The following is a 24,193-nucleotide window of genomic DNA, read 5'->3' as shown; positions in this document are numbered from 1 at the left end:
CATAGTCGCCCACCAGCCTGGCCTGCACCCGATTGCTCGGGGCCGCTTGGAAATACGTCGGCGACACCTCGTCCAGCCCGTCCGCCGATAGTGTGGTGGCGAAGGTCGGCACGCCGAGATCGCCGAGGCGGGCGATGGCTCTGCGGGTCTCGGCATTGCTGCGATCGAGTCCGATGACGCCGAGCACCTCGGAATCGTCCCTGATCAAGTCGCTGAGCAGGTTGTCGACCACCCAGGAGGCCTGCCGCATCCCGGATCCACCGTTGGCGATGACGATGCGCAGCAGCGGCTCGGCCTCGCTGCTCTGGGCGTTCGCATTGCGTTGGCGCAGCACCAGCCCGGCCAGTTCTTCCACCTGGGCATGCGGATAACGCATGTTGCGGTCGGTTTAGGTGAGCCCGGCGAAGTAGACCAGCGCGATCACCGGGCGCTTCGGGTTGGCGCGACGGATGCGGTCGGCGATCGCGTTCTGGCGGAACACCTCTCGTTGCATCTCCGACAGTTCGGGGTCGTCGGCGAAGATCTGGCGAGCGTTGTCGCTGTAGTCGACGCATTCGCCGTCGCGCACCGCCACACCGACCCCGGACCAGAACGGCCAGGCAGTACAGCCGACCGCGGTGCGCGGTTGCACATAGACCGCAGCCGCCGCCACCAGGGCGACGACCGGGACCAGCGCGAACGCCGCCACCACCGATCGGCGGGCGGCCCACGGCGGGGCGGGCGAGCGAGATGATTTTCGCCGAGTTCACCGGTGACGTCGTCGCCTCGGCTCGGCATTCGAAGCGGGAGATACCACGCGGTGGCCTCACGGTTGCGGCGCCGGACTTCGATGGTGTCGCGCCACCGTCGCAGCGGGTCGCGAGCCTCGCCGGTGGTGCGGCCGAGACTTGCCGGTTCCTCGTCCGACGGCGCCCGGTCGACCGCGGCGACGATTACGAGAGGGTCGAATCTGCCCGTCTCATTGCGGATGTCGTTGATCCAGCGCAGCAGTTCCGCGCCTTGACCGCTGTGGGCGACACCGTCGAGCAACGCCACCGGATACGCGGTGCGCCGCCAGCTCGACGGCCGCAGCAATCGACGACGATAGGCGTCGGCGAGGTCCGACAGGAAGGCGTGCACCAGGAGTTTGGCGATCTGCTCGTGGTTTTCTCGTTCGCGGCCCTGCTCGGTGAGACGCAACGCGAAACCCACAAAGCTGTCGGACAGTTCAGGCGCCAGATACCGCTGGCGCATGAACCAGCGCGGCTCCCGCGAGACGCCGGGAACGATGCCGCTGACCCACAGCCACAACCGCACCATCGGCACGATCGCCCAGACCGCGAGGGCTATCCGCTCGATGGTGGCGCCGAGGGCGCCGAAGGGCGGCGGATTGGTTTCCGAGTCGCGGCGACCGATGCGCAGCAGCCGAGGCAGCCTGCCGCGTAATTCGGCGGCGTCGAGCGGGGCGCCCGCGGCACGCTGGCGGGTGAGCCAGTCGGCGGCGTGGTAGCGCGGAAAGTCGATGGGGCCCATGGCCGTGTTGTCGGAGATGAATCGCCGGCTCAGCGCTTCGAGCACGGGCAGACAGTTCTCGGCCGACTCCTCACCGTCGAAGCGGGTCGCCGATGAGAGATCCGGGGTGAGCGCGGGCGCGGGCAATGCCGCTACGTCGACGTAGGCGCGCGGCGCGGCCCGGCGCGGGGATCGGCCGAGCCATTCATGGGTCTGTTCGAGCAGCGGATCGGCTTCGCCGGAGACGAGGCAGACCATCGGCGGCGGCAGCGGACGCCGCCGGCGTAGCAGTGTGCGCAGGATTCGTGGCCGCTCGTCGGGCACCATCAGCCCACGCAGCAACCGGAGAAAGGCGACGACCTCGTCTTGGTTCGCCATCGACCCTCCCCTGGTCCGGCAGCGCCACGCGCTGTCTGCGCGCGGACCTGAACTGTACCGCGCGGCACCGACATCCGCGTTCGGTGACGAAGCATCGTGCGCGCGGCGCAGAACGAAGGTCGTGACCCCCGACCCGCCCGATCGAGGGGCCGGCACCACAGCCACGGAACCGAATCCGCGCCCCGGTACTTTCGCCGCGAAGTTGTCCAGTCGGCGAGCACGCCGCGCCCGGCATGGCGGGCACGACCCTCGGCGAAATCCGGTGCCCGGGTCAGATCGGAACCGATGGCCACCAGGTGTCGTAGAGTTCCTGTCCGTTTGCCCCGCCCAACACCAATATCCGGCAATGCTCGCGGCCGGGGCCGGCCAGGTCGAACCCGATCAGCATGGTCCCCGCGGTGCGGCCGTCGCTGACGACATCGCCCCAGATCACCCGGCCACTACCGGACACCCGGCTCCATGGCTGATCACCGGTGACGGTCATATCCGAGAACGGCGCCACCGGATTCGGCGAGCGGTCACCCAAACAGTCCACCGTGAGCCCCTGCACGGGCGCACCGTTTCCGCTACAGCTCAGCCGGGCCACCGGGCCGACCGGCTCCGCCACGTCCACCGGACGCATGTCCTGGTCGACGGCCGTGCATCGCAGTCCCTGATGGCCACGTGCGTCCGGAGTGGCAGGCAGCAGCTGCGGGAAGGAGCGAACGACGAAATCGTGGCTACCCCAGGTCTTCCCGCCGGCAGGCGCGGTACTGGGTCGGGCCACCGTGGACGTGGTCGTGACTGCCACAGCGGTCGAAGACGTTTCCTCGCCACCGGAGGCCACCCAGATCGTGCCCGCGACGACGGCGAGGACCAACGCCGAACCCAGCGCCGACGCGACCAGGCCGGCTCGGCCGATGTGCCGTCGCCGGGGCGCGGGCACGGTTTCCGCAGCCGGGGTGGGCGCAGGGGCCGGTGTGTCGGCCGGCCGCGCAGCGAACTGTGACCCCGGCTCGAGCAAGGCGGCCGAGACCGCGGCCGCCAGCGCACCGCAGGTCGGAAAGCGCTGCTCGGGGTCTTTCGCCAATGCCCGCATCACCACCGCGTCGATCGCTGCGGGCAGCCCCGGATTCACCGCCGTGGCCCGCGGTGGCGGGTCGTGGAGGTGGGCGTGCAGTACCGCGGCGGCGGTCGGCCGGGGGAACGGCTTGGCTCCGGTCAGCAGTTCGTACAGGGTGCAGCCCAGCGCATAGACGTCGGCCCGCTGATCCACCGGCCGCGCGGCGAGTTGTTCCGGTGCGGCATACGCCAACGTCGCCACGACCACGCCGGATTCGGTGAGCGCGGTCGCGGATCCGGCGGCTCTCGCGATGCCGAAATCGGTGACATACACCCACTCGTCCCCACCGGGGCGTGCCTCGATGAGCAGGTTCGCCGGTTTGACATCCCGGTGCAGCATCCCGGCTCGATGGGCGGCGTCCAGCCCGCGTGCCGCTTGCGTCACGATCCGGGCGGCGCGCGCAGGCGCCAGCCCGGACCGATGCCGCCGGATGAGTTCGGCGGCGTCGACCCCGTCGACGTACTGCATCGCGATCCACAGCAGGTCCTCGGCGACCCCGCGATCGTGTACGGCGATGATGTTGGGATGGTCGAGGCGGGCGGCGAGCTCGGCCTCCCGGACGAACCTGGCGCGGAATTCGTCGTCGGAGCTGTGTTGCGGTGACAGCACTTTCACCGCCTCACGGCGTGGCAGCCGTGGGTGCCGCGCGAGGTACACCGTCCCCATCCCGCCGCTGCCGAGGACACCTTCGATCTGGTAGCCCGCGAACACCGCACCCGGCGTGAGCCGTCCGCTCATGCCGTGCTCACGAGCAGGGCGTACTGGGCAGCCGTTCGCTGGTGGGTGCTTTCGATCGTGCGTCCGCGCAGGAAGGCCTGGTAGCGGCCGTACAGGAGACGGCAGGAGTATCGAGGCCACTGCGGACCGGCCGAAAGATACTGCACGCAGCGGACATCCGGGATTCCCTTCGGCGCGTCGATCGGGCCGTACCCGGGCGTCTCGGCTTCGTCGGCGAAGGCGTCGAAATCCCGTCGAGCCGTGGCCGCGTCGGCGAAGCGGCCGAGCGAGTCGTTGCCGCCGTTGTAGCCGAGCAACTCCAGGGGCTCACCGGCCGGTCCGTGCTCGCTGGCGCGCCCGATCCGCAGGTGCGCGGCGCGCGGACCGAAGACCACGCCCTTCGGTATGACAGCACTGTTCCAGCCCGCGGTCTCGACCGTGCTGACCGAGATCGCCGCCGGATACTGCCACTGCCCGGGCTTTTCGGGCACCATCCGCGCCAGCATGCCGTCCCGGTCCAGTGGCAGGCGCGCGATCTCGTCACGCGGTGTCGGCCGGAAGTCACGCAGGCGCGCCAGCTGTGCGTCGAAGGTGTCGGCGGCCAGACCGGCCATGGCGGCACGGTCGGGCGAGGTGTGCCCGATCAGCAGACTGATGACGAAGGGTCCGTCTGCCATGGTCGCGGCGAGAGTGGGCACCGCCGGACGCCAGTGCGCGTGGGCCGACGGGTGGCGGTCGATGACGACACCGACATTGTCGGGGCTGACCGCCGCATCGATCGCGTCGATCTCCTGCGCGGCCTGCCGCGCCGCATCGGCGTCCGGTAGGCGCAGCAGCAGCAGCGTCATCATGCGGCCGGAGCCGACGACCGGGATCGAGCTGACGTCACGATCGGCCCCGCCGACGACGAAGCCGGCCACCATGCCGTAGCGCTGGAGCACCGCGCGGGCAGGCGCGGCCAGCAGACCGTTGGTCTTCACCGGCGTCGGCAGGGGTGAGGCGCGCACTGTGCCCAGCGCGTAGCCGAGGTCGGGATTCACTTCGGCCGGGTCGATCACCGCTTCGCCCATCCGCACCGATTCGATCACCCGGCCGTAGCGCTCGCTCTGATCGGCCGGCTCGGTCAGGGGACCGACGCCGTGGGTCCCGACGTCGAGGCGGCTGAGATCGGGTTGCTCCGGCCGTGGATGTCCGGCTACCGCGCATCCGGTCGTAGCGGTCGCCAGGATGAGCGCGAGAGCACACAGCGTGCGGGAAAGATCGGTGCGCAGCATTATTCGCATTCCCCTGTCACAGCGGAGCATCGAACCACCAGCGGGCGCGCAGTTCGGCGGCCGCGACGGCGCCATTGACCTGGATGGCGCAGAAGTTTCGTTCCGGAGCGTCGAAGAACACCTCGAGTCTGCCGAACTTCTCGTTGTGCACCGTGGTGTAGCTGCCCCACCGCAGATAGCCCGACCCTGATTCCCTTTCCCAGCGCTCGTCGCCTTCCATCCCCGGCCAGGGCAGCGGCCCGAGCCGGCTCCGGTCGGCGGTGCAGTGCAGGAACATCATGGAGACCGGGTCCTGATCGCCGGTGCAGCGAATCACGCTCAGCGGCAAGACGGTATCCATCGGCAACAGCTCGCGTTTTTCGTCGGTGGCCTGGCAGACCGAGAGTTCGCGGTAGCCGTAGCCATCCGGCGAATAGGGCAGCAGCTCGGCGAACGGTTCGACCATGAACGAGTACGCCGCCCAGTCCGGCGATACGTTCGGCGCCGGACCCGATGGTGTCGGCAGCCGCACGGCCGCAGCCGATTCCACCCGATCGGGCCAGGCCACGACCGCGAGGACCACCGCGAGCACAACGGCCGCAGCTGTCCCCGCCCACAACAACGCCCGCCCGCCGGACCCGCGAATCGGTCCTGGCCCACCAGGAACGGTCGCCGCTGCCGTAGGCGCGGTGAGCCGGACGGTTTCCGCCTCCGCGTCGGTCAACGCGCGATGCGCCGCTTCGGCCAGGGCGCCGCAGCTGGGATAGCGCCGCGCCGGATCCTTGGCCAGCGCGGTAGCGATCACCTCGTCGAATCCCGCGGGCAAGCGGGCATCGATCTGTGCCGGCCGCGGCGGTGGTTCGTTGAGATGGGCGAACATGACCGCGCCGGGGGTGTCGCGCTGGAACGGCACCGAGCCGGTCAGCAGGTGAAAGAGCGTGCAGCCCAGCGCATACACGTCGGCGCGCTGATCGAGCACCTCGCCGCGAATCTGCTCGGGAGCCGCATACGCCAGGCTCGCGGTGAGCCCGCCCGGATCGCCGAGGGTGGTCGAATCGTCGGCGGGGCGGGCGATGCCGAAATCGGTGACCAGCACGCGATCGGGCTCGCCCGGCTGCTCGGCGATGAGAATGTTGGCCGGCTTCACGTCCCGGTGCAACAGTCCCGCACGGTGGATCTCGTCGAGACCGCGCGCGGCCTCCCCGATGAGGTACACCGCCCGCTGCGGCGGCAATGCCTGCGGACCACGACGGATCAACTGCGCGCCGTCGACCCCGTCGACGTACTGCATCGTCAGCCACAACCGGCCGTCGAACTCACCGCGATCGCGGACCGCGACGAGATTGGGATGCTGCAGCCGGGCGGCGATCTCGGCTTCGCGCAGGAAACGCGCGCGGAACTCGGGGTCGTCGTGGTGGCTGTCGGCGAGTACCTTCAGCGCGTCCTTGCGCGGCAACCTCGGATGCTGGACGAGATAGACGGCCCCCATGCCGCCTACTCCGAGCCTGCGCTCGATCCGGTACCCGGCGAAATCCATGCCCTCGGCGATTTCCACCCGGCACCGTCCTCCCACACCCGCGTCGACGCCGGGACCCTTCCGGCGCCGAGTGCGTCATCTCGGCACAGGCCCGCGAGCAGCGCCGTCGATGACAACGAACACGCCCGGGAATATAGCAGCCCGCACCGACGGCGACGGCTCAGAAACCGAGCTTGCCCAGCTGTTTCGGGTCGCGCTGCCAGTCCTTGGCCACCTTCACGTGCAGGTTCAGGTAGATGCGGGTGCCGAGAATGTGCTCGATCTGCTTGCGGGCGTTGGTGCCGACCTCCTTGAGCCGGGCACCACCCTTACCGATGACGATCGCCTTCTGGCTTGGCCGCTCCACATACAGCAGCGCGTGCAATTCCAGCATGTCCTCGCGGCCCTCGTACGGCAGGACCTCCTCGATCACGACGGCCAGCGAATGCGGCAGCTCATCGCGCACCCCTTCGAGAGCCGCCTCACGAATGAGTTCGGCCATCAGGGTTTCCTCCGGCTCATCGGTCAGCTCACCGTCGGGATAGAACGCCGGACCCTCCGGCATCTTCGACGCGATGACGTCCACCAGGACCTCGACCTGCTCGCCCTTGACCGCCGACACCGGCACCACATCGGCGTCGGGTCCCAGCAGCTGCGACACCGCGAGCAGCTGCGCGGCGACCTGATCGCGGCTCACCTTGTCGATCTTGGTGACCACACCGAGCACGGTCGTCTTCGGCGCCATCTGCTTGACCTGCTGCACGATCCAGCGGTCACCGGGACCGATCTTCTCGTCGGCCGGTATGCACAGCGCGATCACGTCGACCTCGGAGTAGGTGTCGCGCACCAGATCGTTGAGCCGCTGGCCGAGCAGGGTACGCGGACGATGCAGCCCCGGTGTGTCGACCAGGATGAGCTGGGTGTGCTCGCGATGCACGATGCCGCGGATGGTGTGGCGGGTGGTCTGCGGCCGCGAGGAAGTGATCGCGATCTTCGCGCCGACCAGCGCATTGGTCAGCGTCGACTTGCCGGTGTTCGGCCTGCCGACGAAACAGACGAACCCGGAACGGAATTCGTCCTTACCGGAACCGGATCCGTCAGCCACCCTGCACCTCGAAACCCTCGGCGATGTCGAACACCGCGCCCGCGCGGTCGGTGAACACGATCCGCGCCTGCGCCGACACCTCGCGCACCGCGGTCACGCCCGGATCGGAGAACTTGCCGCCGACCACCACGGCCGCTTCGAAACCCTCCGCGCCGCTGGAGAGCGCGGCCGCGACGGCGGCCTGCAATGCGGTGAGCCGCAACGCGTCCAGGCTCACCTCGCCCGCGGCGTAGGTGCGGCCCTCGCTGTCGCGGACGGCGGCGCCGCTGGAGCCCTCGGTGCGCGCCATGGCGCCACGCGCCAGCACCAGCAGCTTGTTGTCCTCGGCATCCAGTTCAGTCATTCGGTGTCTCCTGTTCGTCTCGGCCGGCCGGGATCGCCCCGGCCACGCCGTTGCCGTTCGATGCCGTCTCGCCGTCGACCGCCCGGCTCACCACCACCGTGTGCACGCGCACCCGGCCACGGGTATCGGGTCCGCCTTCGCCACGCAATCGCAATCCGTGGGCGGTGATCTCCGAGCCGGGCAGCGGGACCCGGCCGAGCTCATGGGCGAGCAGCCCGCCGACGGTGTCGACATCCTCTTCGTCGATCTCGAGGCCGTACAGTTCGCCGAGATCCTCGATCGACAGCCGTGCCGAGACCCGGAAGTGGTCGTCGTCGAGCTTCTCGATGGGCGGGATCTCGTCGGTGTCGTATTCGTCGGCGATCTCGCCGACGATCTCTTCCAGCACGTCCTCGATGGTGACCAGGCCGGCGATACCGCCGTATTCGTCGACCAGCAACGCCATATGGTTGCGACGGCGCTGCATCTCGTCCAGCAGAGCGTCCAGTGGTTTGGAATCGGGCATGAACACCGCGGACCGCATCACCTCGCGCACCAGCACGCTTCGGCCGCGATCGCCGTACTGCACAAGATCTTTCAGGTAGACGACGCCGAGAATGTCGTCGACGTTGGCGCCGATCACCGGGATCCGCGAGTGCCCGCTGCGCACCGCGAGTGAGGTGGCCTGCGCGGCCGTCTTGTCCTGCTCGATCCACACCATCTCGGTGCGCGGCACCATCACCGCCCTGGCCGCGGTGTCGCCGAGCTCGAACACCGACTGGATCATCCGCCGCTCGTCATCGGCGACGACGCCGCGTTCACGGGCCATATCGACGACCTCGCGCAGTTCGATTTCCGAGGCGAACGGTCCGTTGCGGAACCCCTTACCCGGGGTGATCGCGTTACCGATGAGGATCAGCAGCCTGCTGACCGGCCCGAGCAGCGCGCCGATGAACTGCAACGGCAAGGCGGCGGCCAGCGCAATCGAATAGGCGTGCTGGCGGCCGAGGGTGCGCGGCCCGACCCCGATCACCACGTAATCGACCAGCACCATGATGACCGCGGTGAGCAGCAGCGCGAGCCCGTCGGACAGCATGGTGGCCAGTGCGGCCGCGAGCAGCACCGTCGCGGTGATCTCGCACAGGATGCGCAGCAGCACCATGAGATTCACATAGCGCGGCCGGTCGTCGACGATGCGACTCAACCGCGCGGCGCCGGCCCGTTCGGCGCGCACCATGTCGTCGAGGCGGGCAGGGGAAATCGTATTGAGCGCGGAGTCGACGGCAGCGAACACACCACCGACGGGAACCAGCAGGACCGCCAGGACGATCAGAGTCAGCGCGTTCACGCCTGAGCATCACCCGGCGTCGTGAAGCCCGCTTTTCCGAGCAGGCGGGCATCGCGTTCGGCGAGTTCGGCGCGGCGCCTGGCCTCACGCAGGCTCTCGTACCACTCCTCGAGCAGCCTGGCCTGCAGCGCGAACATCTCCTTCTCCTCCTCCGGCTCGGCGTGGTCGTAGCCGAGCAGATGCAGCACGCCGTGCACGGTGAGCAGGGCGAGTTCGTGATCGAGGGAATGGCCGGCCTTGCGCGCCTGGCCGAGCGCGAACTCGGGGCACAGCACGATATCGCCGAGCATGGAGGGGCCGGGTTCGGGACTGTCGGGCCGCCCACCCGGCTCGAGCTCATCCATCGGGAACGACATCACGTCGGTCGGCCCCGGCAGGTCCATCCAGCGCATGTGCAGGTCGGCCATGGTGTCGAGATCGACCAGCACCATGGACAGCTCCGCGGCCGGGTGCACATCCATTCGCGCGATGACGAACCGTGCGACACCGACCAGATCTTCCTCGGGCACGTCCATGCCCGACTCGTTGGCGATCTCGATACTCACCAGGTCAGCCTAATGGGTGCGGCCGGTCACCGTCCGACCGCAACCCCGCGATGTGTGCGGCGTTCAGCGGCGTCCGGTGCGGTTGGCGGCCCGGCGCTGGGCACGGTTGCCGGGCATGTGCGGGCCGACCGGGCGCGTTTCGGCTTCGAAGCGGTCATAGGCGTCGACGATGTCGGAGACCAGCCGGTGGCGCACGACGTCGCTGCTGGTGAGTTCGGCGAAATGGATGTCTTCGATCTCGGTGAGGATCTCGCTGGCTGCCCGCAGCCCGGAGCGCGAGCCGTTGGGCAGGTCGACCTGCGTGACGTCACCGGTGACGACGATCTTCGAGCCGAACCCGAGCCTGGTCAGGAACATCTTCATCTGCTCGGCCGTGGTGTTCTGCGCCTCGTCCAGGATGATGAACGAATCGTTCAGCGTGCGACCGCGCATGTATGCCAGTGGCGCGACCTCGATGACGCCCGCCGCCATCAGTTTCGGGATGGCTTCGGGGTCCATCATGTCGTGCAGGGCGTCGTAGAGGGGCCGCAGGTACGGGTCGATCTTCTCGTTGAGGGTGCCGGGCAGGAAGCCGAGCCGCTCGCCCGCTTCGACGGCCGGGCGGGTGAGGATGATCCGGTTGACCTGCTTGGACTGCAATGCCTGCACGGCCTTGGCCATGGCCAGATAGGTCTTGCCGGTGCCCGCCGGACCGATGCCGAACACGATGGTGTTGGCGTCGATGGCGTCGACGTAGCGCTTCTGGTTGAGCGTCTTGGGGCGAATGGTCTTACCGCGTCGGGACAGGATGTCGAGGCTGAGCACCTCGGCGGGCGATTCGGCGGTGCCCTCGGTGAGCATGGACACGGTGTGGCGAACGGCTTCCGGGGTGATCACCCGGTTGCGGCCGGTCAGCGCGACGAGCTGTTCGACGACGCGCTCGGCCAGCGCCACATCGGCGGCCTTACCGGTGAGCGTGACGGAATTGCCGCGCACATGGATGTCGGCGTCGAGCAGCTCCTCGAGTTCACGCAGGTTCTGGTCGGCCGAGCCGAGGAACGGGAAAACGGACTCCGGTGCGAGTTCGATACTGGAACGTACGGTGCGCGCCGCGGGACCCGTGCTGCTGACGTCCGCACCGTTGCCGGCCGCTGGGGTCGCCGGGTCACCGATCTCACCTTGGGTTCTCACGTAGTGGCCTTAGCCTGCTTTCCGGTCTCGGAGCCGTCGCATCACCTGTCCCGCACCGTGCTGACCGCCGCCCATTCGGCGGCATCGACCCTGCTCCGGCGCGGTGGAGATGATGCGCTGTGGATGCTCCGAGTTTAACGCGCGGCACCGACAGCCGCCCACCGATTATGCGGGCGCGGGCTACTGTCGGGCGTCCTACCAGCAACTATGGTGAAGCTCCCCGCGATTGGGTAGCGGTCACCGTCGCACCGTCCGGGAGCGGCGGCTCGCGTTGCGGGACACGTGGCGCGTCGCAGGATCAGCGACTCGTCCCACCTGCCCGCTCCGGTGCTCGCCAGGATCCGGCAGGTGGCAGACGTGGCGGCAAACACCCAGGTCGGGTGCGTCGGGCCGGACCGGAACGGGCACACTGGAGCAGTGAGTTCCCCCGCTTCCACCGCATCGCACACCGACGCCTCCGTCCCGGTGCTGCGCGATTTCGGTGGCGGGCCCTTCGGCATCTACGTACACGTGCCGTTCTGCGCGACCCGCTGCGGGTATTGCGACTTCAACACCTACACCGCCGGTGAGCTGGGTAGTTCCTCGTCGCCGCAATCCTGGATGACGGCGCTACGCGGCGAACTGGCGACAGCGGCGCGGCAGTTCGCGGCACTGCCGAGCGCCACGCCCGAGGTGGCCACCATCTTCGTCGGCGGTGGAACGCCCTCGCTGCTCGGCGGCGACGGCCTGGCCGAGGTGCTCGACGCCGTGCGTGCCGAATTCACCCTGGCCGCCGACGCGGAGATCACTACCGAATCCAATCCCGAGTCGACCTCGCCCGCGTTCTTCGAGCGCATTCGCTCCGCGGGGTACACCCGCGTGTCCCTCGGCATGCAGTCCGCCGCTCAGCATGTGCTGGCAGTCCTCGACCGCACCCACACCCCGGGTCGTGCGGTCGCCGCCGCCAAGGAGGCTCGCGCGGCCGGCTTCGAGCACGTCAACCTCGACCTGATCTACGGCACCCCCGGCGAGCGCGACAGCGATCTGGACGCGAGCATCGATGCTGTGCTCGAGGCGGGCGTCGACCACGTGTCCGCCTATTCGCTCATCGTCGAGGACGGCACCGCCCTGGCCCGGCGCGTCCGCCGCGGTGAACTACCCGCCCCCGACGACGACGTCCTCGCCGCCCGCTACGAACGCCTCGACGCGCGGCTCGGTGCCGCAGGCCTGACGTGGTACGAGGTCTCGAACTGGGCCGCCTCCGACGCCGCCCGCTGCCGCCACAATCTCGGTTACTGGGACGGCGGCGACTGGCTCGGCGCGGGCCCCGGTGCGCACAGCCATCTCGGCGGAGTGCGCTGGTGGAACGTCAAGCATCCGGCCCGGTATGCAGACTGCGTGGCCGAAGGCGGGTTGCCCGCGGCCGGTTGGGAATCGCTCACCGACGACGAGCGCTATCTCGAACGGATCATGCTCACCGTCCGGTTGCGCACGGGGTTGCCGATGAGTGATCTGGACCCCGCCGGACAGGCGAAGGCTCTGCAGATCATCGCGGACGGCCGTGCCGCGCTGCGCGATGATCACCTGGTACTCACCGAACAGGGACGGCTGCTGGCCGACGGCGTGGTGCGCGACCTGGTGAGCTGAATCCCGGTCATCTCGCCACGGGTGTTCGACGACCAGTCGATACCGTCGCTGCCCGGCTCGCGCGCGGGCACTCGGTCGCCGCGCCGGTGCGGGACCGGCTGCCGATCGCGCGCGGCCCACTAAAATGGATGGGTGAGGTCCGGTGAAAGTCGGCCGGGCCCAGTATGGTGGCGCGCTGAACGGCCGCGACTGCGTGCCCACGCGAGCGAGGAGGTGGGGCCGATGTCGAGCACCGAGGACAGACGGTTCGAGGTCCTGCGGGCGATTGTTGCCGACTACGTCTCGACCAAGGAGCCGATCGGCTCGAAAACCCTTGTCGAGCGGCACAATCTGGGCGTATCCAGCGCCACGGTGCGCAACGATATGGCTGTCCTGGAGGCCGAAGGCTACATCACCCAGCCGCACACCAGCTCCGGGCGGGTACCGACGGACAAGGGCTACCGGCAGTTCGTCGACCGGATCGCCGATGTGAAACCGCTCTCGGCCGCCGAACGCCGCGCCATCCTGGAATTCCTGGAGTCCGGCGTCGACCTCGACGATGTGCTGCGCCGCGGGGTGCGCCTGCTGGCCCAGCTGACCCGTCAGGTCGCCGTCGTGCAGTATCCGACGGTGTCGGCGTCGACGGTGCGCCATATCGAGGTCGTCGCGCTCAACCCGGCTCGGCTGCTGCTGGTGGTGATCACCGATACCGGCCGCGTCGATCAGCGCATCGTGGAGCTCGGCGCACTCGTCGACGACGAAGACCTGGCCGCGTTACGCGGAATGCTCGGCGGCGCGATGGACGGCAAGCGGCTCGCCAATGCCTCCGCCGCGGTCGCGCAGCTGCCCGAGCAGGCGCCGCCGCGGTTGCGTGACGTGCTGGTGCGGGTGGCTACGGTGCTGGTCGAGACCTTGGTCGAACATCCCGAGGAGCGGCTGGTGCTCGGCGGTACCGCCAACCTCACCCGCAATGCCGCCGACTTCGGTTTCCCCGGTTCGCTGCGCGCGGTGCTGGAGGCGCTCGAGGAGCAGGTGGTGGTGCTCAAACTGCTCGCGGCGGCGCAGCAGCCCGGCACGGTGACCGTCCGCATCGGCGAGGAGACCCAGGTCGAGCAGATGCGCGGAACGTCGGTGGTATCCACCGGTTACGGCGCCTCCGGCGCGGTCCTCGGCGGTATGGGTGTGCTCGGTCCGACCCGGATGGACTATCCGGGCACGATCGCTTCGGTGGCCGCGGTGGCCAAGTACATCGGCGAGGTCCTGGCCGAACGCTGACGACCGAGCCCGGTCCTCGCCTCCGCTGATACGCTCGAATCTCCGGCCGGATAAAGTTGAGTGAACCCGACTAATGCTGTGCGGTTGGAGCGGCACGGGCCAGGGACGAGCCCAACAGCCTCCGGCGGTACGCGGTCGGAACTGTGGACAGCGATCAAGGACTAGAGAACTCAAGTGGCACGGGACTACTACGGACTGCTCGGCGTCGCGAAGAACGCGACCGACCAGGAGCTCAAACGCGCATACCGCAAGCTGGCTCGCGAACTGCATCCCGACGTCAACCCCGACGAGGCGGCCCAGGCGCGCTTCAAAGAGGTCTCGGCGGCCTACGAGGTGCTGACCGATCCGGAGAAGCGGCGCATTGTCGACATGGGCGGCGATCCGCTCGAGTCCGGCGGGGGCGGCGCCGGCTTCACCGGAGCCGGATTCGGCGGCCTCGGCGATGTGTTCGAGGCCTTCTTCGGCGGTATGAGCGGTACCGGCGGGGCCCGTAAGCCGCGCGGGCGCGTGCAGCCGGGCGCCGATTCACTGGTGCGCACTCGGCTCAGCCTCGCCGAATGCGCGGTCGGTGTCACCAAGCACCTGACCGTCGACACCGCCATCCTCTGCGACAGCTGCCACGGCGCCGGCACCAACGGCAACTCCAAGCCGGTGCGCTGCGAGACCTGTGGCGGCGCCGGCGAAGTCCAGTCGGTGCAACGCTCGTTCCTCGGCCAGGTGATGACGTCGCGCCCCTGCCCCACCTGCCGTGGCGCGGGTGAGACCATCCCCGATCCGTGCCACAAGTGCGGCGGTGACGGCCGGGTGCGCGCCCGCCGTGAGATCGCCGCGCCGATCCCGGCCGGCGTCGCGAACGGTATGCGGGTGCGGCTTGCCGCCCAGGGTGAGGTCGGTCCCGGCGGCGGCCATGCCGGCGATCTGTACGTCGAGGTCGTCGAGCAGCCGCACGATGTGTTCGTCCGCGACGGCGACGATCTGCATTGCACGGTGCGGGTCCCGATGGTCGACGCGGCTCTCGGCACGACGGTCGTCATCGACACGATCCTCGATGGACCCACCGAGCTCACCATCGCCCCCGGTACCCAGCCCGGTGAGGTGTCGGTGCTGCGCGGGCACGGTATGCCGCGGCTGCGTTCGGGCGCGCGCGGTGATCTGCTCGCCCACCTCGACATCGTCATCCCGACCAAGCTGGACAGCAAGCAGACCGATCTGCTGCGCAAGTACAAGGGCATGCGCGACCGGGAGCGGGCCGAGGTGATGTCGGCGCAGTCCGAGCACAACAGCGGCCTGTTCGCCCGGCTGCGCGCCTCCTTCAGCGGACGCTGAGTGGCCGCGACCGTCTTCTATCTCGACGAGATCCCCGCCCCCGGGGGTATCGCCGTGCTCGACGGGCCAGAGGGCAGGCATGCCGCCACCGTGCGCCGCATCCGGGTCGGCGAGCAGATCACCCTGTCCGATGGACGTGGCCTGCTCGCCGAATCCGAAGTCGTTGCCGCCCAGCGCGACCGGCTCGAACTCGCGGTGCGGGCCAGCGCGGTCGCCCCACCGGCGCAGCCGCCGGTCACCGTCGTGCAGGCGCTGCCCAAATCCGATCGGTCCGAGTTGGCGGTCGAGCTGATGACCGAGGCGGGCGCCGACGTCATCGTGCCCTGGCAGGCCGCCCGCTGCGTGGCGAACTGGGAAGCCAAGGCCGACAAGGGCATCGGGAAATGGCGGGCCGCGGCCAAGTCGGCGGCCAGGCAGTCCAGGCGCGCCTACATTCCCGAGGTCACCGGCCTGCACCGCACGGCCGACCTGCTGACCGCCGTGCGCACCGCGAAGGCGGACGGCGCGGTGGTGGCGGCGCTGCACGAATCCGGCGAGTCCCGCTTCACCCGGCTCCCGCTGCGCGAGGCATCGGCGATCATGCTGATCGTCGGGCCGGAGGGCGGGCTCGACGATGCGGAGTTGTCGGCGCTGGCCGAGGCCGGCGCCGAGGTGGTGCTGCTCGGGCCGACGGTATTGCGGACCTCCACGGCAGCTGCCGTCGCCCTCGGCGCGTTGGGGGCGTTGACGGCGCGCTGGGGCTGATCACCACGCCGTGCCGCGCTGACCAGCACGCCGCACCACGTTGACCTGAAACGGCGCGCTGCGGGTTGATCAGCACAGCCTGGCGCCCCCATGCGGCTATTCGGTGACGACAGGCGTGTTCTGCCCCGCCGTCAGCGTCCAGCGCCCGTCCTCCTTGGTCATCACATACAGCGGGCTGCCCTCGCTGACGAGCTCGCCCTCATGGGTGTGATAGCGCTGCCGGATCTTGACCGCCGCCACATCGGGACGCAGGAACAGCACGTGCTCCACCTCGTAGGTCGCGGTGCTGTCCGCCGTGGCGCCGGGCAGCACTTTCGCGGTGAATTCGGCGATGGCGGGCCGGCCGAACAACCGCTTGCCGTGCGCGGTGGTCCACACGGCGTCCGCTCGGAACAGACCGGTGAATTCGTCGACGAGTTCGTTGGCTTGCGCGTGGGCGACGGTGTCGACGACCGCGCGGATCGCGGCGATTTCGGTCTCGAGGTCGGCGGGCGCGTAGTCGGTGGGTGTCACATCGATGCTCATGCCGTCGAGCGTGCGACCTCGAGTGAGCTCGAGGTCAACGCATCTGTGGCCTGAATCACAGACGGCCGAACGCTTCCCGTGCCCAGCGCCCGTCCGCCGCACACCCGAACTATGACAGCGGTCACAAATCACCCCCGGAATCCAGGGAATTTCCCCCTTGTGAGCGGAAAATACTGGCAGGGCGGTCGGAACATAGGTTCTGACATGGCACAATGAAGCCCATGCGCGAAAACGGAGTACGACTGGTGGCACGTCGCCACGTCGACTTCAAGCGCGTCTGCAGCGCCTGTTGTCTGCCCGGTTCTTCCCGGTAGCTCAGCTGCGCCCGTTCCCGGACCCCCGGCCATCCCCTTCTTCGGCCATTCCGACATCGAGGACATCGGCCCGCTGACACCGCGGGCGTGAGCACAGCCCATCTCACGCCTTCAGCACGGACGTACGACACACCCAGCAGGAGCAGCCCCCATGACGTCGAGCACCGACGCCGGCCCCGCCGATCAGCCCGAAACCGCCACGCCCGCTCGTGAGCGCCGGGTCCGCCCGGACCGCCCGCGCGCCGAGGCGTCGGCCGCCCCGCGCGCCCGGACCGGTAAGCCGGTGAAGCGTCGCGCCGAGGGCCAGTGGGCGCTCGGATACCGCGAGCCGCTGAACCCCAACGAACAGTCCAAGAAGGACGACAACCCGCTCAATGTGCGCGCGCGCATCGAGAACATCTACTCCAAGACCGGTTTCGACGGCATCGACAAGGGCGATCTGCGCGGCCGGTTCCGCTGGTGGGGCCTCTACACCCAGCGTGAGCAGGGCTACGACGGCACCTACACCGGCGACGAGAACATCGATCTACTCGAAGCCAAGTACTTCATGATGCGGGTGCGCTGCGACGGCGGCGCGCTCAATGTCGCGCAGCTGCGCACCATCGGTGAGATCTCCACCGAGTTCGCCCGCGACACCGCCGACCTGTCCGACCGCGAGAACGTTCAGTACCACTGGATCGAGGTGGAGAACGTCCCGGAGATCTGGCGGCGGCTCGAGCAGGTCGGCCTGCACACCACCGAGGCCTGCGGCGACTGCCCACGCGTGATCCTCGGTTCCCCGCTGGCCGGTGAGTCGCTGGACGAGATCATCGACCCGACGCCGGCGATCGAAGAGATCGTGCGCCGCTACATCGGGAAAAAGGAGTACTCCAACCTCCCGCGCAAGTTCAAGACCGCCATCTCCGGGCAGCAGGACGTGGTGCACGAGATCAACGACGTCGCCTTCATCGGCGTCGAGCATCCCGAGCACGGGCCCGGCCTGGATCTGTGGGTCGGCGGCGGTCTGTCGACCAACCCGATGCTGGCTCAGCGCGTCGGCGCATGGGTGCCGCTGGACGAGGTGCCCGAGGTGTGGGAGGCGGTCGTCGCGGTGTTCCGCGATTACGGCTACCGCCGCCTGCGCACCAAGGCCAGGCTGAAGTTCCTGATCAAGGATTGGGGCATCGAGAAGTTCCGCCAGGTGCTCGAGGACGAGTACCTGAAGCGCAAGCTGATCGACGGCCCCGCGCCCGAGCAGCCGGCCAAGCCGATCGACCATGTCGGCGTGCAGAAGCTGCGCAACGGACTCAATGCCGTCGGCTTCTCCCCCATCGCCGGTCGCGTGTCCGGCACGATCCTCACCAAGGTCGCCGAGGCCGTCGAGCGCATCGGTTCCGATCGGGTCCGGTTCACTCCGTACCAGAAGCTGATCGTGCTCGACGTCGCCGACGACAAGGTCGAGGAACTGATCGCGGAGCTGGAACCGCTCGGCTTGCAGGCGCGTCCGTCGATCTGGCGCAAGAACCTGCTGGCGTGCAGCGGGATCGAGTTCTGCAAGCTGTCGTTCGTCGAGACCCGCAAGCGTTCCCAGGTGCTGGCACCGGAACTGGAGCAGCGGATGGCCGACATCAACGCCGAACTCGACGTGCCCATCACCATCAACATCAACGGCTGCCCGAACTCCTGCGGCCGGTCCCAGATCGCCGATATCGGCTTCAAGGGCCAGCTGGTCGACGACGGCGAGGGGAATCAGGTCGAGGGTTATCAGGTTCATCTGGGTGGCAGCCTCGGCCTCGACAGCGGTTTCGGCCGGAAACTGCGCCAGCACAAGGTGACCAGCGCCGAGCTCGGCGACTACATCGAGCGTGTGGTGCGCAATTTCGTCAAGAACCGCGACGCGGGCGAGCGTTTCGCGCAGTGGGCAGTGCGCGCCGACGAGGCCGATCTGCGATGAGCACGCCTGATCAGGTGACGGGAGATCAACAGTGACAACACAACTCGCGAACAAGCTGTCCGAGGACGAGCTGCGCGCCATCGCCGAACGCGGTGCCGCCGAACTCGGCCCGGACGCCTCGGCGATCGACCTGCTGCGCTGGACCGAGGACACCTTCGGCACCGGCTACATCGTCGCGTCGAATATGCAGGACGGTGTGCTGGTCCACCTGGCCGCACAGGTACGTTCCGGCGTGGACGTGCTGTTCCTGGACACCGGTTACCACTTCGCCGAAACCATCGGCACCCGTGACGCGGTGGAGGCCGTGTACGGGGTGAACGTGATCAACGTGCGTCCGGAGCATTCGGTCACCGAACAGGACCAGCTGCTGGGCAAGGACCTGTTCGCCCGCGATCCCGGCGAATGCTGCCGGCTGCGCAAGGTGGTGCCGCTGAAGAAGTCGCTGGCCGGCTACAACGCCTGGGTCACCGGCATCCGCCGGGTCGAGGCGCCGACCAGGGCCAACGCACCGCTCATCTCCTTCGACGAGGCGTTCGGCCTGGTGAAGATCAACCCGATCGCGCCGTGGTCCGACGACGAGATGCAGGACTACATCGACAAGCACTCGATCCTCGTCAATCCTCTGGTGGAAGAGGGATATCCGTCCATCGGCTGCGCTCCGTGCACGCAGAAGCCGGAGCCGGGATCCGATCCGCGAAGCGGCCGTTGGGCCGGCCTCGCCAAGACCGAATGCGGGTTGCACACCGCCTGACCGAGTCAGGCCCGGAGAAGGCAGCCTGCGTAACCACGCAGGGCCCTCGGGCAGGCAGATAGGACACAGCTCATGACCGAAACAATCAGCGAACGTACCCTCGGCCTCACCGATTTCGACACCCTCGCGGCACTGGAATCGGAATCGATCCACATCTTCCGCGAGGTGGCGGGCGAATTCGAGCGTCCGGTCATCCTGTTCTCCGGCGGCAAGGACTCCACGGTCCTGCTGCATCTGGCGCTCAAGGCGTTCTGGCCCGCGCCGCTGCCGTTCGCGCTGCTGCACGTGGACACCGGGCACAACCTGCCCGAGGTGCTCGAGTTCCGCGACAAGGTGGTCGAGCGGTACGGGCTGCGCCTGCACGTGGCGAAGGTGGAGGACTACCTGGCCGACGGCAGGCTCACCGAGCGTCCGGACGGCATCCGCAACCCGTTGCAGACCGTCCCGCTGCTGGACGCGATCAGCGAGAACCGTTTCGATGCCGTCTTCGGCGGCGGCCGCCGTGACGAGGAGCGCTCGCGGGCCAAGGAGCGGATCTTCTCGCTGCGCAATGCCTTCGGCCAGTGGGATCCGAAGCGGCAGCGCCCCGAGCTGTGGAACCTCTACAACGGCCGCCACGCCCCCGGTGAGCACGTGCGGGTGTTCCCGCTGAGCAACTGGACCGAGCTCGACATCTGGCGCTACATCGCCCGCGAGAACGTCGACCTGGCCAGCATCTACTACGCCCACGAGCGCCCGGTGTACCAGCGCGACGGCATGTGGATGACGCCCGGCGTCTGGGGTGGCCCGGCCGAGGGCGAGGTGCTCGAGACCCGCTCGGTGCGTTACCGCACCGTCGGCGACGGCTCCACCACCGGCGCCATCCTGTCCGACGCCGCCGACAACGAGGCGATCCTCGCCGAGGTCGCCGCGTCACGACTCACCGAACGTGGGGCCACTCGCGGAGACGACCGTGTCTCCGAGGCCGCCATGGAAGACCGCAAGCGAGAGGGTTATTTCTGACATGTCCGACCTATTGAGGCTGGCCACCGCCGGTTCTGTCGACGACGGTAAGTCCACCCTGGTCGGACGTCTGCTCTACGACACCAAATCCGTGCTGGCCGACCAGATCGACGCCGTCACCCGCGCATCGGTGGACAAGGGTCTGTCGACGCCGGATCTCTCGCTGCTGGTGGACGGCCTGCGCGCCGAGCGGGAGCAGGGCATCACCATCGACGTCGCCTACCGCTACTTCGCGACGCCGAAGCGTTCGTTCGTGCTGGCCGACACCCCGGGCCACGTGCAGTACACCCGCAACACCGTCTCGGGCGCGTCGACCGCGCAGCTGGTGATCCTGCTGGTGGACGCGCGCAAGGGCGTCATCGAGCAGACCCGCCGCCACGCCGCGGTGCTCGCGCTGCTGGGTGTGCCGAAGCTGGTGCTCGCGGTGAACAAGATCGATCTGGTGGACGACGCGGCCACGGTGTTCGCCGAGATCTCCGCCGAGTTCAACAAGCTCACCAGCACCTTGGGCTGGTCGAGTGAGGATGTGCTGGAGATCCCGGTCTCCGCGCTGCACGGCGACAATATCGCCACGCGCTCGGACAACACCCCCTACTACGACGGTCCCTCGCTGATCGAGCACCTGGAATCGGTGCCGGTCGACGCCGACAGCTCGGGCACGCATTCGCTCGGCCTGCGTTTCCCGGTCCAGTACGTCATCCGCCCGCGCACCGCCGAATACCCCGACTACCGCGGCTACGCGGGTCAGATCGCGGCCGGTTCGGTCGCGCCGGGCGACGAAGTGGTGGTGCTGCCCTCGGGTATCCGCACCACCGTCGAACGCATCGACACCCCCGACGGTGAGCTGGCCGTGGCGCAGCCCGGGCGCAGCGTCACCCTGATCCTGGCCGATGACGTCGACATCTCCCGCGGTGATCTCATCGCCTCCCCCGCCGACGCGCCGGAGCCGATCGACACCTTCGACGCCACCGTGTGCTGGCTGGGCGACAAGCCATTGCGGCCCGGTGCCCGGCTGCTGCTCAAGCACGGCACCAAGACCACCCAGGCCATCGTCGGCGAGCTGATCGAACGCTTCGACGAACAGCGGCTGTCCGCGGCGCCGAACCCGGAAGCGCTGGAGCTCAACGACATCGGCCGCATCTCGGTGCGCGTCGCCGAGCCGATCGCCGCCGACGACTACCGGGTCAACCGGCACACCGGCAGCTTCCTGCTGATCGACCCGGCCGGCGGCAACACCCTGGCCGCGGGCCTGGTGGGCGATGCGCTGACCGCCGTCGAGGTCGGAACCGGGGCCTGACGGTGACCGCGGCTGTCCACGCGAGAACCGCGCACGGTGCGGGCGGCTTCGGCGCGCCCGCACTGATCGCGGTCGCGCACGGCAGTCGCGACCGGCGCTCGGCGGCCACCATGGCCGCGGTGACCGAGCAACTGGCGGCGGCGCGCCCCGATCTGGATGTGCGACTGGCCTTTCTGGATCTGAACGCGCCGTCGGTCGATCAGGTGATCGATGCCGTCGCGGCGCACGGCCACACGCGCGCGATCGTGGTGCCGCTGTTGCTCGGCAGCGCCTTTCACGCGCGAGTGGATCTGCCGGGGATGCTCGCGGGCGCCTCGGCCCGGCATCCGCGGCTCGAGTTGATCCAAGCCGACGTTCTCGGTGCGGACACGCGCTTGGTCTCGGCGTTGCGCGACCGGGTGGTCGCAGAACTCGGTGCGGGTGCGCCACCGTCCGTCGCCGACTCGAGCGCCGGCCAGGTCGGTGGCGGCGCGAGTTCGGTGGCCGCACCGTCCGATTCACGCCTCGGCATAGCGGTCGCCGCCGTGGGCTCCTCATCGAAGGCGGCGAATGTGCGCACAGCCGAGGTCGCTCGAATGCTGGCCGCGTCTACCGGATGGGCCACCGAGATCTGCTTCGCCACCACCGGCCCGTCCCTCACCGAGGCCGCCGCCCGGCTGCGAGCGCGCGGCGCCGAACGGGTCCTGGTGGCGCCCTGGTTCCTCGCACCCGGTCTGCTCACCGACCGGCTGATGCGGCAGGCACCAGACCTCGAACACACCCGTGTGCTCGGCCCGCATCCGGCGTTGACCGACGTCATCCTGGATCGCTATCGCGCCGCCGTCGGTGTATCCCTGTTGCGTACTGCCTGAATCGGTTTCGACCGCTGTCGGGCTCGCGTTCGCGCGGTTTATGAGCGACGCTCCGGATGTCGTCGGCCCGCGCGTTCGCATTCGGCACCACCCCACTGGCTCGCGGCACGGCTCGCGAGGCTTCGCTCAGGAGAGGTGCGTGGCAGACGGTGACGTCGCGCCATAGCGTCCGACGAGCTGAGCCCCGATCCTCGCCAGTTCGGCCCGCACCTCGTCGGGCCCGAGAACCTCGATCGAGTCACCCCAGCCGGCCAGTTGCTGGGCGACCATCCAGGCCGTCGGCGCGGTGACCCGGGCTCGGATGCGCCCGTCGTCGACCTGGCCGTCCACCACACAGTGGCGTCCCTGCTGATCGCGCAGGATCGGCAGCAGACGCTCGCTGATGAGCACTGTCGCGGCGACGGTGGAACGGTGCCGCTCGACCTCGTCGACCACCTGCTCCCACGCCTGGGCGAGATCGAAGTCCGCCGGGCGCTCGGCCGGCTCATCGGTCACGGCCATCTCGCCGATCCGGTCGACACGGTAGGTGCGCCTGCCGCGCTCGGTGCCGGCGACGAGATACCAGATGCCATCCTTGTCGACCAGGCCCAGTGGGTCGACCAGGCGCTCGAACTGCTCTCCGGTGCGGGTGCGGTAATTCAGGCGAACCTTGTTGCGCTGCACCACAGCTCGTTGCAGCGTGCGGACCTCGACGGGAAGCGCGCGTTCGGTGGCGCCCCAGCGTGATGGGTCGATGACGACGGCATCGGCGGCGGCTTCGGCCTCGCCGCGGAAGGTCTGCGGCAAGGCACGCACGAGCTTGCGCAGTGCCGCTTTCGCTTCCGGCTGGGCGCCCGCCGATGGGCCCGCGAGCAGGAACAATGCCCGCGCCTCGCCTGCGGTCAGCCCGCTCAGATCGGTGCGGGCACCACCGATCAACTGCCACCCGCCGCCCCGCCCCGGCTGCGGATACACCGGGATCCCCGCCGCCGACAGCGCCTCGAGATCGCGGCGGGCGGTGGCCACCGACACCTCGAGTTCGGTGGCGATCTCGGCGGCGGTGACCCTGCCCCGGTTCTGCATCAGTAGCAGGGTGGCCACCAGACGGTCGGCTCGCATACACCTCATTCTGCCGGTAAAAGTGCTCATTCGGTGCGCACTTTGACCGAGAGGATGGATTCATCACCCACCGAACCGAAGGAGACGACGATGTTGCGAGGCATGGCGACCGTGAATTTCTACGCCGATGATCTGGAGGCCGCGAAGGACTGGTACACCGACGTGTTCGGCATCCCGCCCTACTTTCACGTGCCCGGCGGCTACTACGAGTTCCGCATCGGCGATTATCAGCAGGAATTCGGGCTGATCGCCGGGGCGTACGCACCCGGGGACAGGAAGACGCCCGGTGGCGCGATCCTGCATTGGCATGTCGACGACCTGCAGGCCGCGTTCGACCGACTGCTCGAACTCGGTGCCACCGTCTACGACCCGATCACCGAGCACGGCGACGGCACCGGCTTCATCACCGCCTCGGTGGTCGATCCGTTCGGCAACGTGCTGGGCATCATGTCGAATCCGCACTATCTCGAGGTGCTCGCAGAGACCGGTCCGGCGACGGCGCCCGCCTGATCTCGGGCGCGATCC

Annotated in this window: 23 protein-coding genes; 11 read left to right on the top strand and 12 right to left on the bottom strand. The window is 68.8% G+C overall.

Features of this window, described 5'->3' with window-relative positions:
* From RJ05_RS29265 to RJ05_RS07540, 10 genes are all read right to left on the bottom strand, one after another.
* Nucleotides 1–376 (bottom strand): type 1 periplasmic-binding domain-containing protein (locus RJ05_RS29265; protein ID WP_506330599.1); only part of this gene is annotated, 376 nt, incomplete at its 3' end.
* Nucleotides 377–420: 44 nt separating this feature from the next.
* On the bottom strand, nt 421–1,869 hold the full coding sequence (locus tag RJ05_RS07580) for a hypothetical protein (protein WP_051016328.1): 1,449 nt from the start codon (nt 1,867–1,869) through the stop codon (nt 421–423).
* Nucleotides 1,870–2,140: 271 nt separating this feature from the next.
* Nucleotides 2,141–3,709 carry a serine/threonine-protein kinase gene (locus tag RJ05_RS29260; protein ID WP_051016327.1) on the bottom strand — a complete coding sequence of 523 codons (1,569 nt, stop codon included), beginning with the start codon at nt 3,707–3,709 and terminating at the stop codon, nt 2,141–2,143.
* Nucleotides 3,706–4,962, bottom strand: coding sequence for a DUF7373 family lipoprotein (locus RJ05_RS07570; RefSeq protein ID WP_036534762.1), 1,257 nt, complete (start codon nt 4,960–4,962; stop codon nt 3,706–3,708). Before RJ05_RS07570 ends, RJ05_RS29260 begins: the two co-directional genes overlap by 4 nt.
* Before the next feature lie 16 nt (nt 4,963–4,978).
* Nucleotides 4,979–6,496: a serine/threonine-protein kinase gene (locus RJ05_RS07565; RefSeq protein WP_051016326.1), complete on the bottom strand. Its 1,518-nt coding sequence runs from the start codon at nt 6,494–6,496 to the stop codon at nt 4,979–4,981.
* Nucleotides 6,497–6,638: 142 nt separating this feature from the next.
* Nucleotides 6,639–7,562, bottom strand: coding sequence for a GTPase Era (gene era, locus RJ05_RS07560; RefSeq protein ID WP_036534761.1), 924 nt, complete (start codon nt 7,560–7,562; stop codon nt 6,639–6,641).
* Nucleotides 7,555–7,905, bottom strand: a complete 351-nt coding sequence (locus RJ05_RS07555) for a cytidine deaminase-like protein (protein WP_036534758.1) — start codon at nt 7,903–7,905, stop codon at nt 7,555–7,557. The genes era and RJ05_RS07555 overlap by 8 nt, the downstream gene beginning before the upstream one ends.
* Nucleotides 7,898–9,232, bottom strand: a complete 1,335-nt coding sequence (locus tag RJ05_RS07550; RefSeq protein WP_036534756.1) for a hemolysin family protein — start codon at nt 9,230–9,232, stop codon at nt 7,898–7,900. The genes RJ05_RS07555 and RJ05_RS07550 overlap by 8 nt, the downstream gene beginning before the upstream one ends.
* Nucleotides 9,229–9,777, bottom strand: coding sequence for an rRNA maturation RNase YbeY (ybeY, locus tag RJ05_RS07545; protein ID WP_014349758.1), 549 nt, complete (start codon nt 9,775–9,777; stop codon nt 9,229–9,231). Before ybeY ends, RJ05_RS07550 begins: the two co-directional genes overlap by 4 nt.
* Before the next feature lie 63 nt (nt 9,778–9,840).
* Complete coding sequence (locus RJ05_RS07540) at nt 9,841–10,929, bottom strand: PhoH family protein (RefSeq protein WP_051016334.1); 1,089 nt, start codon at nt 10,927–10,929, stop codon at nt 9,841–9,843.
* A gap of 483 nt (nt 10,930–11,412) precedes the next feature.
* Between RJ05_RS07540 and hemW the strand changes: the two genes are divergently transcribed.
* From hemW to RJ05_RS07520, 4 genes are all read left to right on the top strand, one after another.
* On the top strand, nt 11,413–12,573 hold the full coding sequence (gene hemW, locus RJ05_RS07535) for a radical SAM family heme chaperone HemW (protein WP_234012468.1): 1,161 nt from the start codon (nt 11,413–11,415) through the stop codon (nt 12,571–12,573).
* Nucleotides 12,574–12,795: 222 nt separating this feature from the next.
* On the top strand, nt 12,796–13,827 hold the full coding sequence (gene hrcA / locus RJ05_RS07530; protein WP_036534750.1) for a heat-inducible transcriptional repressor HrcA: 1,032 nt from the start codon (nt 12,796–12,798) through the stop codon (nt 13,825–13,827).
* A gap of 174 nt (nt 13,828–14,001) precedes the next feature.
* Nucleotides 14,002–15,153: a molecular chaperone DnaJ gene (dnaJ, locus tag RJ05_RS07525; RefSeq protein WP_036534748.1), complete on the top strand. Its 1,152-nt coding sequence runs from the start codon at nt 14,002–14,004 to the stop codon at nt 15,151–15,153.
* The gene (locus RJ05_RS07520) at nt 15,154–15,897 is read left to right on the top strand and encodes a 16S rRNA (uracil(1498)-N(3))-methyltransferase (protein WP_036534746.1); all 744 of its coding nucleotides are present in this window, start codon (nt 15,154–15,156) and stop codon (nt 15,895–15,897) included.
* Between the two features lie 96 nt (nt 15,898–15,993).
* On the opposite strand, the gene RJ05_RS07515 is transcribed toward RJ05_RS07520, so the two are convergent.
* Nucleotides 15,994–16,422: an SgcJ/EcaC family oxidoreductase gene (locus tag RJ05_RS07515; RefSeq protein WP_036534744.1), complete on the bottom strand. Its 429-nt coding sequence runs from the start codon at nt 16,420–16,422 to the stop codon at nt 15,994–15,996.
* A 212-nt stretch (nt 16,423–16,634) separates the two neighbouring features.
* Between RJ05_RS07515 and RJ05_RS32875 the strand changes: the two genes are divergently transcribed.
* The 6 genes from RJ05_RS32875 to RJ05_RS07490 all read left to right on the top strand — a co-directional run bounded on the left by RJ05_RS32875 (nt 16,635) and on the right by RJ05_RS07490 (nt 22,570).
* Nucleotides 16,635–16,736: an Ms4527A family Cys-rich leader peptide gene (locus RJ05_RS32875; RefSeq protein WP_368854416.1), complete on the top strand. Its 102-nt coding sequence runs from the start codon at nt 16,635–16,637 to the stop codon at nt 16,734–16,736.
* Between the two features lie 151 nt (nt 16,737–16,887).
* Nucleotides 16,888–18,669 carry a nitrite/sulfite reductase gene (locus RJ05_RS07510; RefSeq protein WP_036534742.1) on the top strand — a complete coding sequence of 594 codons (1,782 nt, stop codon included), beginning with the start codon at nt 16,888–16,890 and terminating at the stop codon, nt 18,667–18,669.
* Nucleotides 18,670–18,700: 31 nt separating this feature from the next.
* Nucleotides 18,701–19,420, top strand: a complete 720-nt coding sequence (locus tag RJ05_RS07505; protein ID WP_036534740.1) for a phosphoadenylyl-sulfate reductase — start codon at nt 18,701–18,703, stop codon at nt 19,418–19,420.
* A 72-nt stretch (nt 19,421–19,492) separates the two neighbouring features.
* Nucleotides 19,493–20,422 (top strand): sulfate adenylyltransferase subunit CysD, encoded by a 930-nt coding sequence (gene cysD / locus RJ05_RS07500; protein ID WP_036534738.1) that lies wholly within the window; start codon nt 19,493–19,495, stop codon nt 20,420–20,422.
* A 1-nt stretch (nt 20,423) separates the two neighbouring features.
* Nucleotides 20,424–21,719: a sulfate adenylyltransferase subunit 1 gene (locus tag RJ05_RS07495; RefSeq protein WP_036534737.1), complete on the top strand. Its 1,296-nt coding sequence runs from the start codon at nt 20,424–20,426 to the stop codon at nt 21,717–21,719.
* A 2-nt stretch (nt 21,720–21,721) separates the two neighbouring features.
* Nucleotides 21,722–22,570, top strand: coding sequence for a sirohydrochlorin chelatase (locus RJ05_RS07490; protein WP_081597215.1), 849 nt, complete (start codon nt 21,722–21,724; stop codon nt 22,568–22,570).
* Between the two features lie 126 nt (nt 22,571–22,696).
* Here the strand turns inward: RJ05_RS07490 and RJ05_RS07485 are convergent, their stop codons facing one another.
* The gene (locus RJ05_RS07485) at nt 22,697–23,668 is read right to left on the bottom strand and encodes a helix-turn-helix transcriptional regulator (RefSeq protein ID WP_036534735.1); all 972 of its coding nucleotides are present in this window, start codon (nt 23,666–23,668) and stop codon (nt 22,697–22,699) included.
* A 90-nt stretch (nt 23,669–23,758) separates the two neighbouring features.
* Between RJ05_RS07485 and RJ05_RS07480 the strand changes: the two genes are divergently transcribed.
* Nucleotides 23,759–24,178, top strand: coding sequence for a VOC family protein (locus RJ05_RS07480; protein WP_036534781.1), 420 nt, complete (start codon nt 23,759–23,761; stop codon nt 24,176–24,178).
* Nucleotides 24,179–24,193: the final 15 nt, after the last annotated feature.

Origin of the sequence: Nocardia cyriacigeorgica NBRC 100375 (assembly GCF_000308555.1) — a bacterium.
GTDB lineage: Bacteria > Actinomycetota > Actinomycetes > Mycobacteriales > Mycobacteriaceae > Nocardia > Nocardia cyriacigeorgica.
This window is presented reverse-complemented; position numbering and strand designations above follow the sequence as displayed.

Coding starts and splice junctions, on each gene's coding strand:
- RJ05_RS07495 (WP_036534737.1), top strand. CDS start 20,424: ATGTCCGACCTATTGAGGCTGGCCACCGCCGGTTCTGTCGACGACGGT.
- RJ05_RS07515 (WP_036534744.1), bottom strand. CDS start 16,422: ATGAGCATCGATGTGACACCCACCGACTACGCGCCCGCCGACCTCGAG.
- cysD (WP_036534738.1), top strand. CDS start 19,493: ATGACCGAAACAATCAGCGAACGTACCCTCGGCCTCACCGATTTCGAC.
- RJ05_RS07510 (WP_036534742.1), top strand. CDS start 16,888: ATGACGTCGAGCACCGACGCCGGCCCCGCCGATCAGCCCGAAACCGCC.
- RJ05_RS07480 (WP_036534781.1), top strand. CDS start 23,759: ATGTTGCGAGGCATGGCGACCGTGAATTTCTACGCCGATGATCTGGAG.
- hrcA (WP_036534750.1), top strand. CDS start 12,796: ATGTCGAGCACCGAGGACAGACGGTTCGAGGTCCTGCGGGCGATTGTT.
- RJ05_RS32875 (WP_368854416.1), top strand. CDS start 16,635: ATGAAGCCCATGCGCGAAAACGGAGTACGACTGGTGGCACGTCGCCAC.
- RJ05_RS29260 (WP_051016327.1), bottom strand. CDS start 3,709: ATGAGCGGACGGCTCACGCCGGGTGCGGTGTTCGCGGGCTACCAGATC.
- RJ05_RS07555 (WP_036534758.1), bottom strand. CDS start 7,905: ATGACTGAACTGGATGCCGAGGACAACAAGCTGCTGGTGCTGGCGCGT.
- RJ05_RS07570 (WP_036534762.1), bottom strand. CDS start 4,962: ATGCTGCGCACCGATCTTTCCCGCACGCTGTGTGCTCTCGCGCTCATC.
- RJ05_RS07485 (WP_036534735.1), bottom strand. CDS start 23,668: ATGCGAGCCGACCGTCTGGTGGCCACCCTGCTACTGATGCAGAACCGG.
- RJ05_RS07580 (WP_051016328.1), bottom strand. CDS start 1,869: ATGGCGAACCAAGACGAGGTCGTCGCCTTTCTCCGGTTGCTGCGTGGG.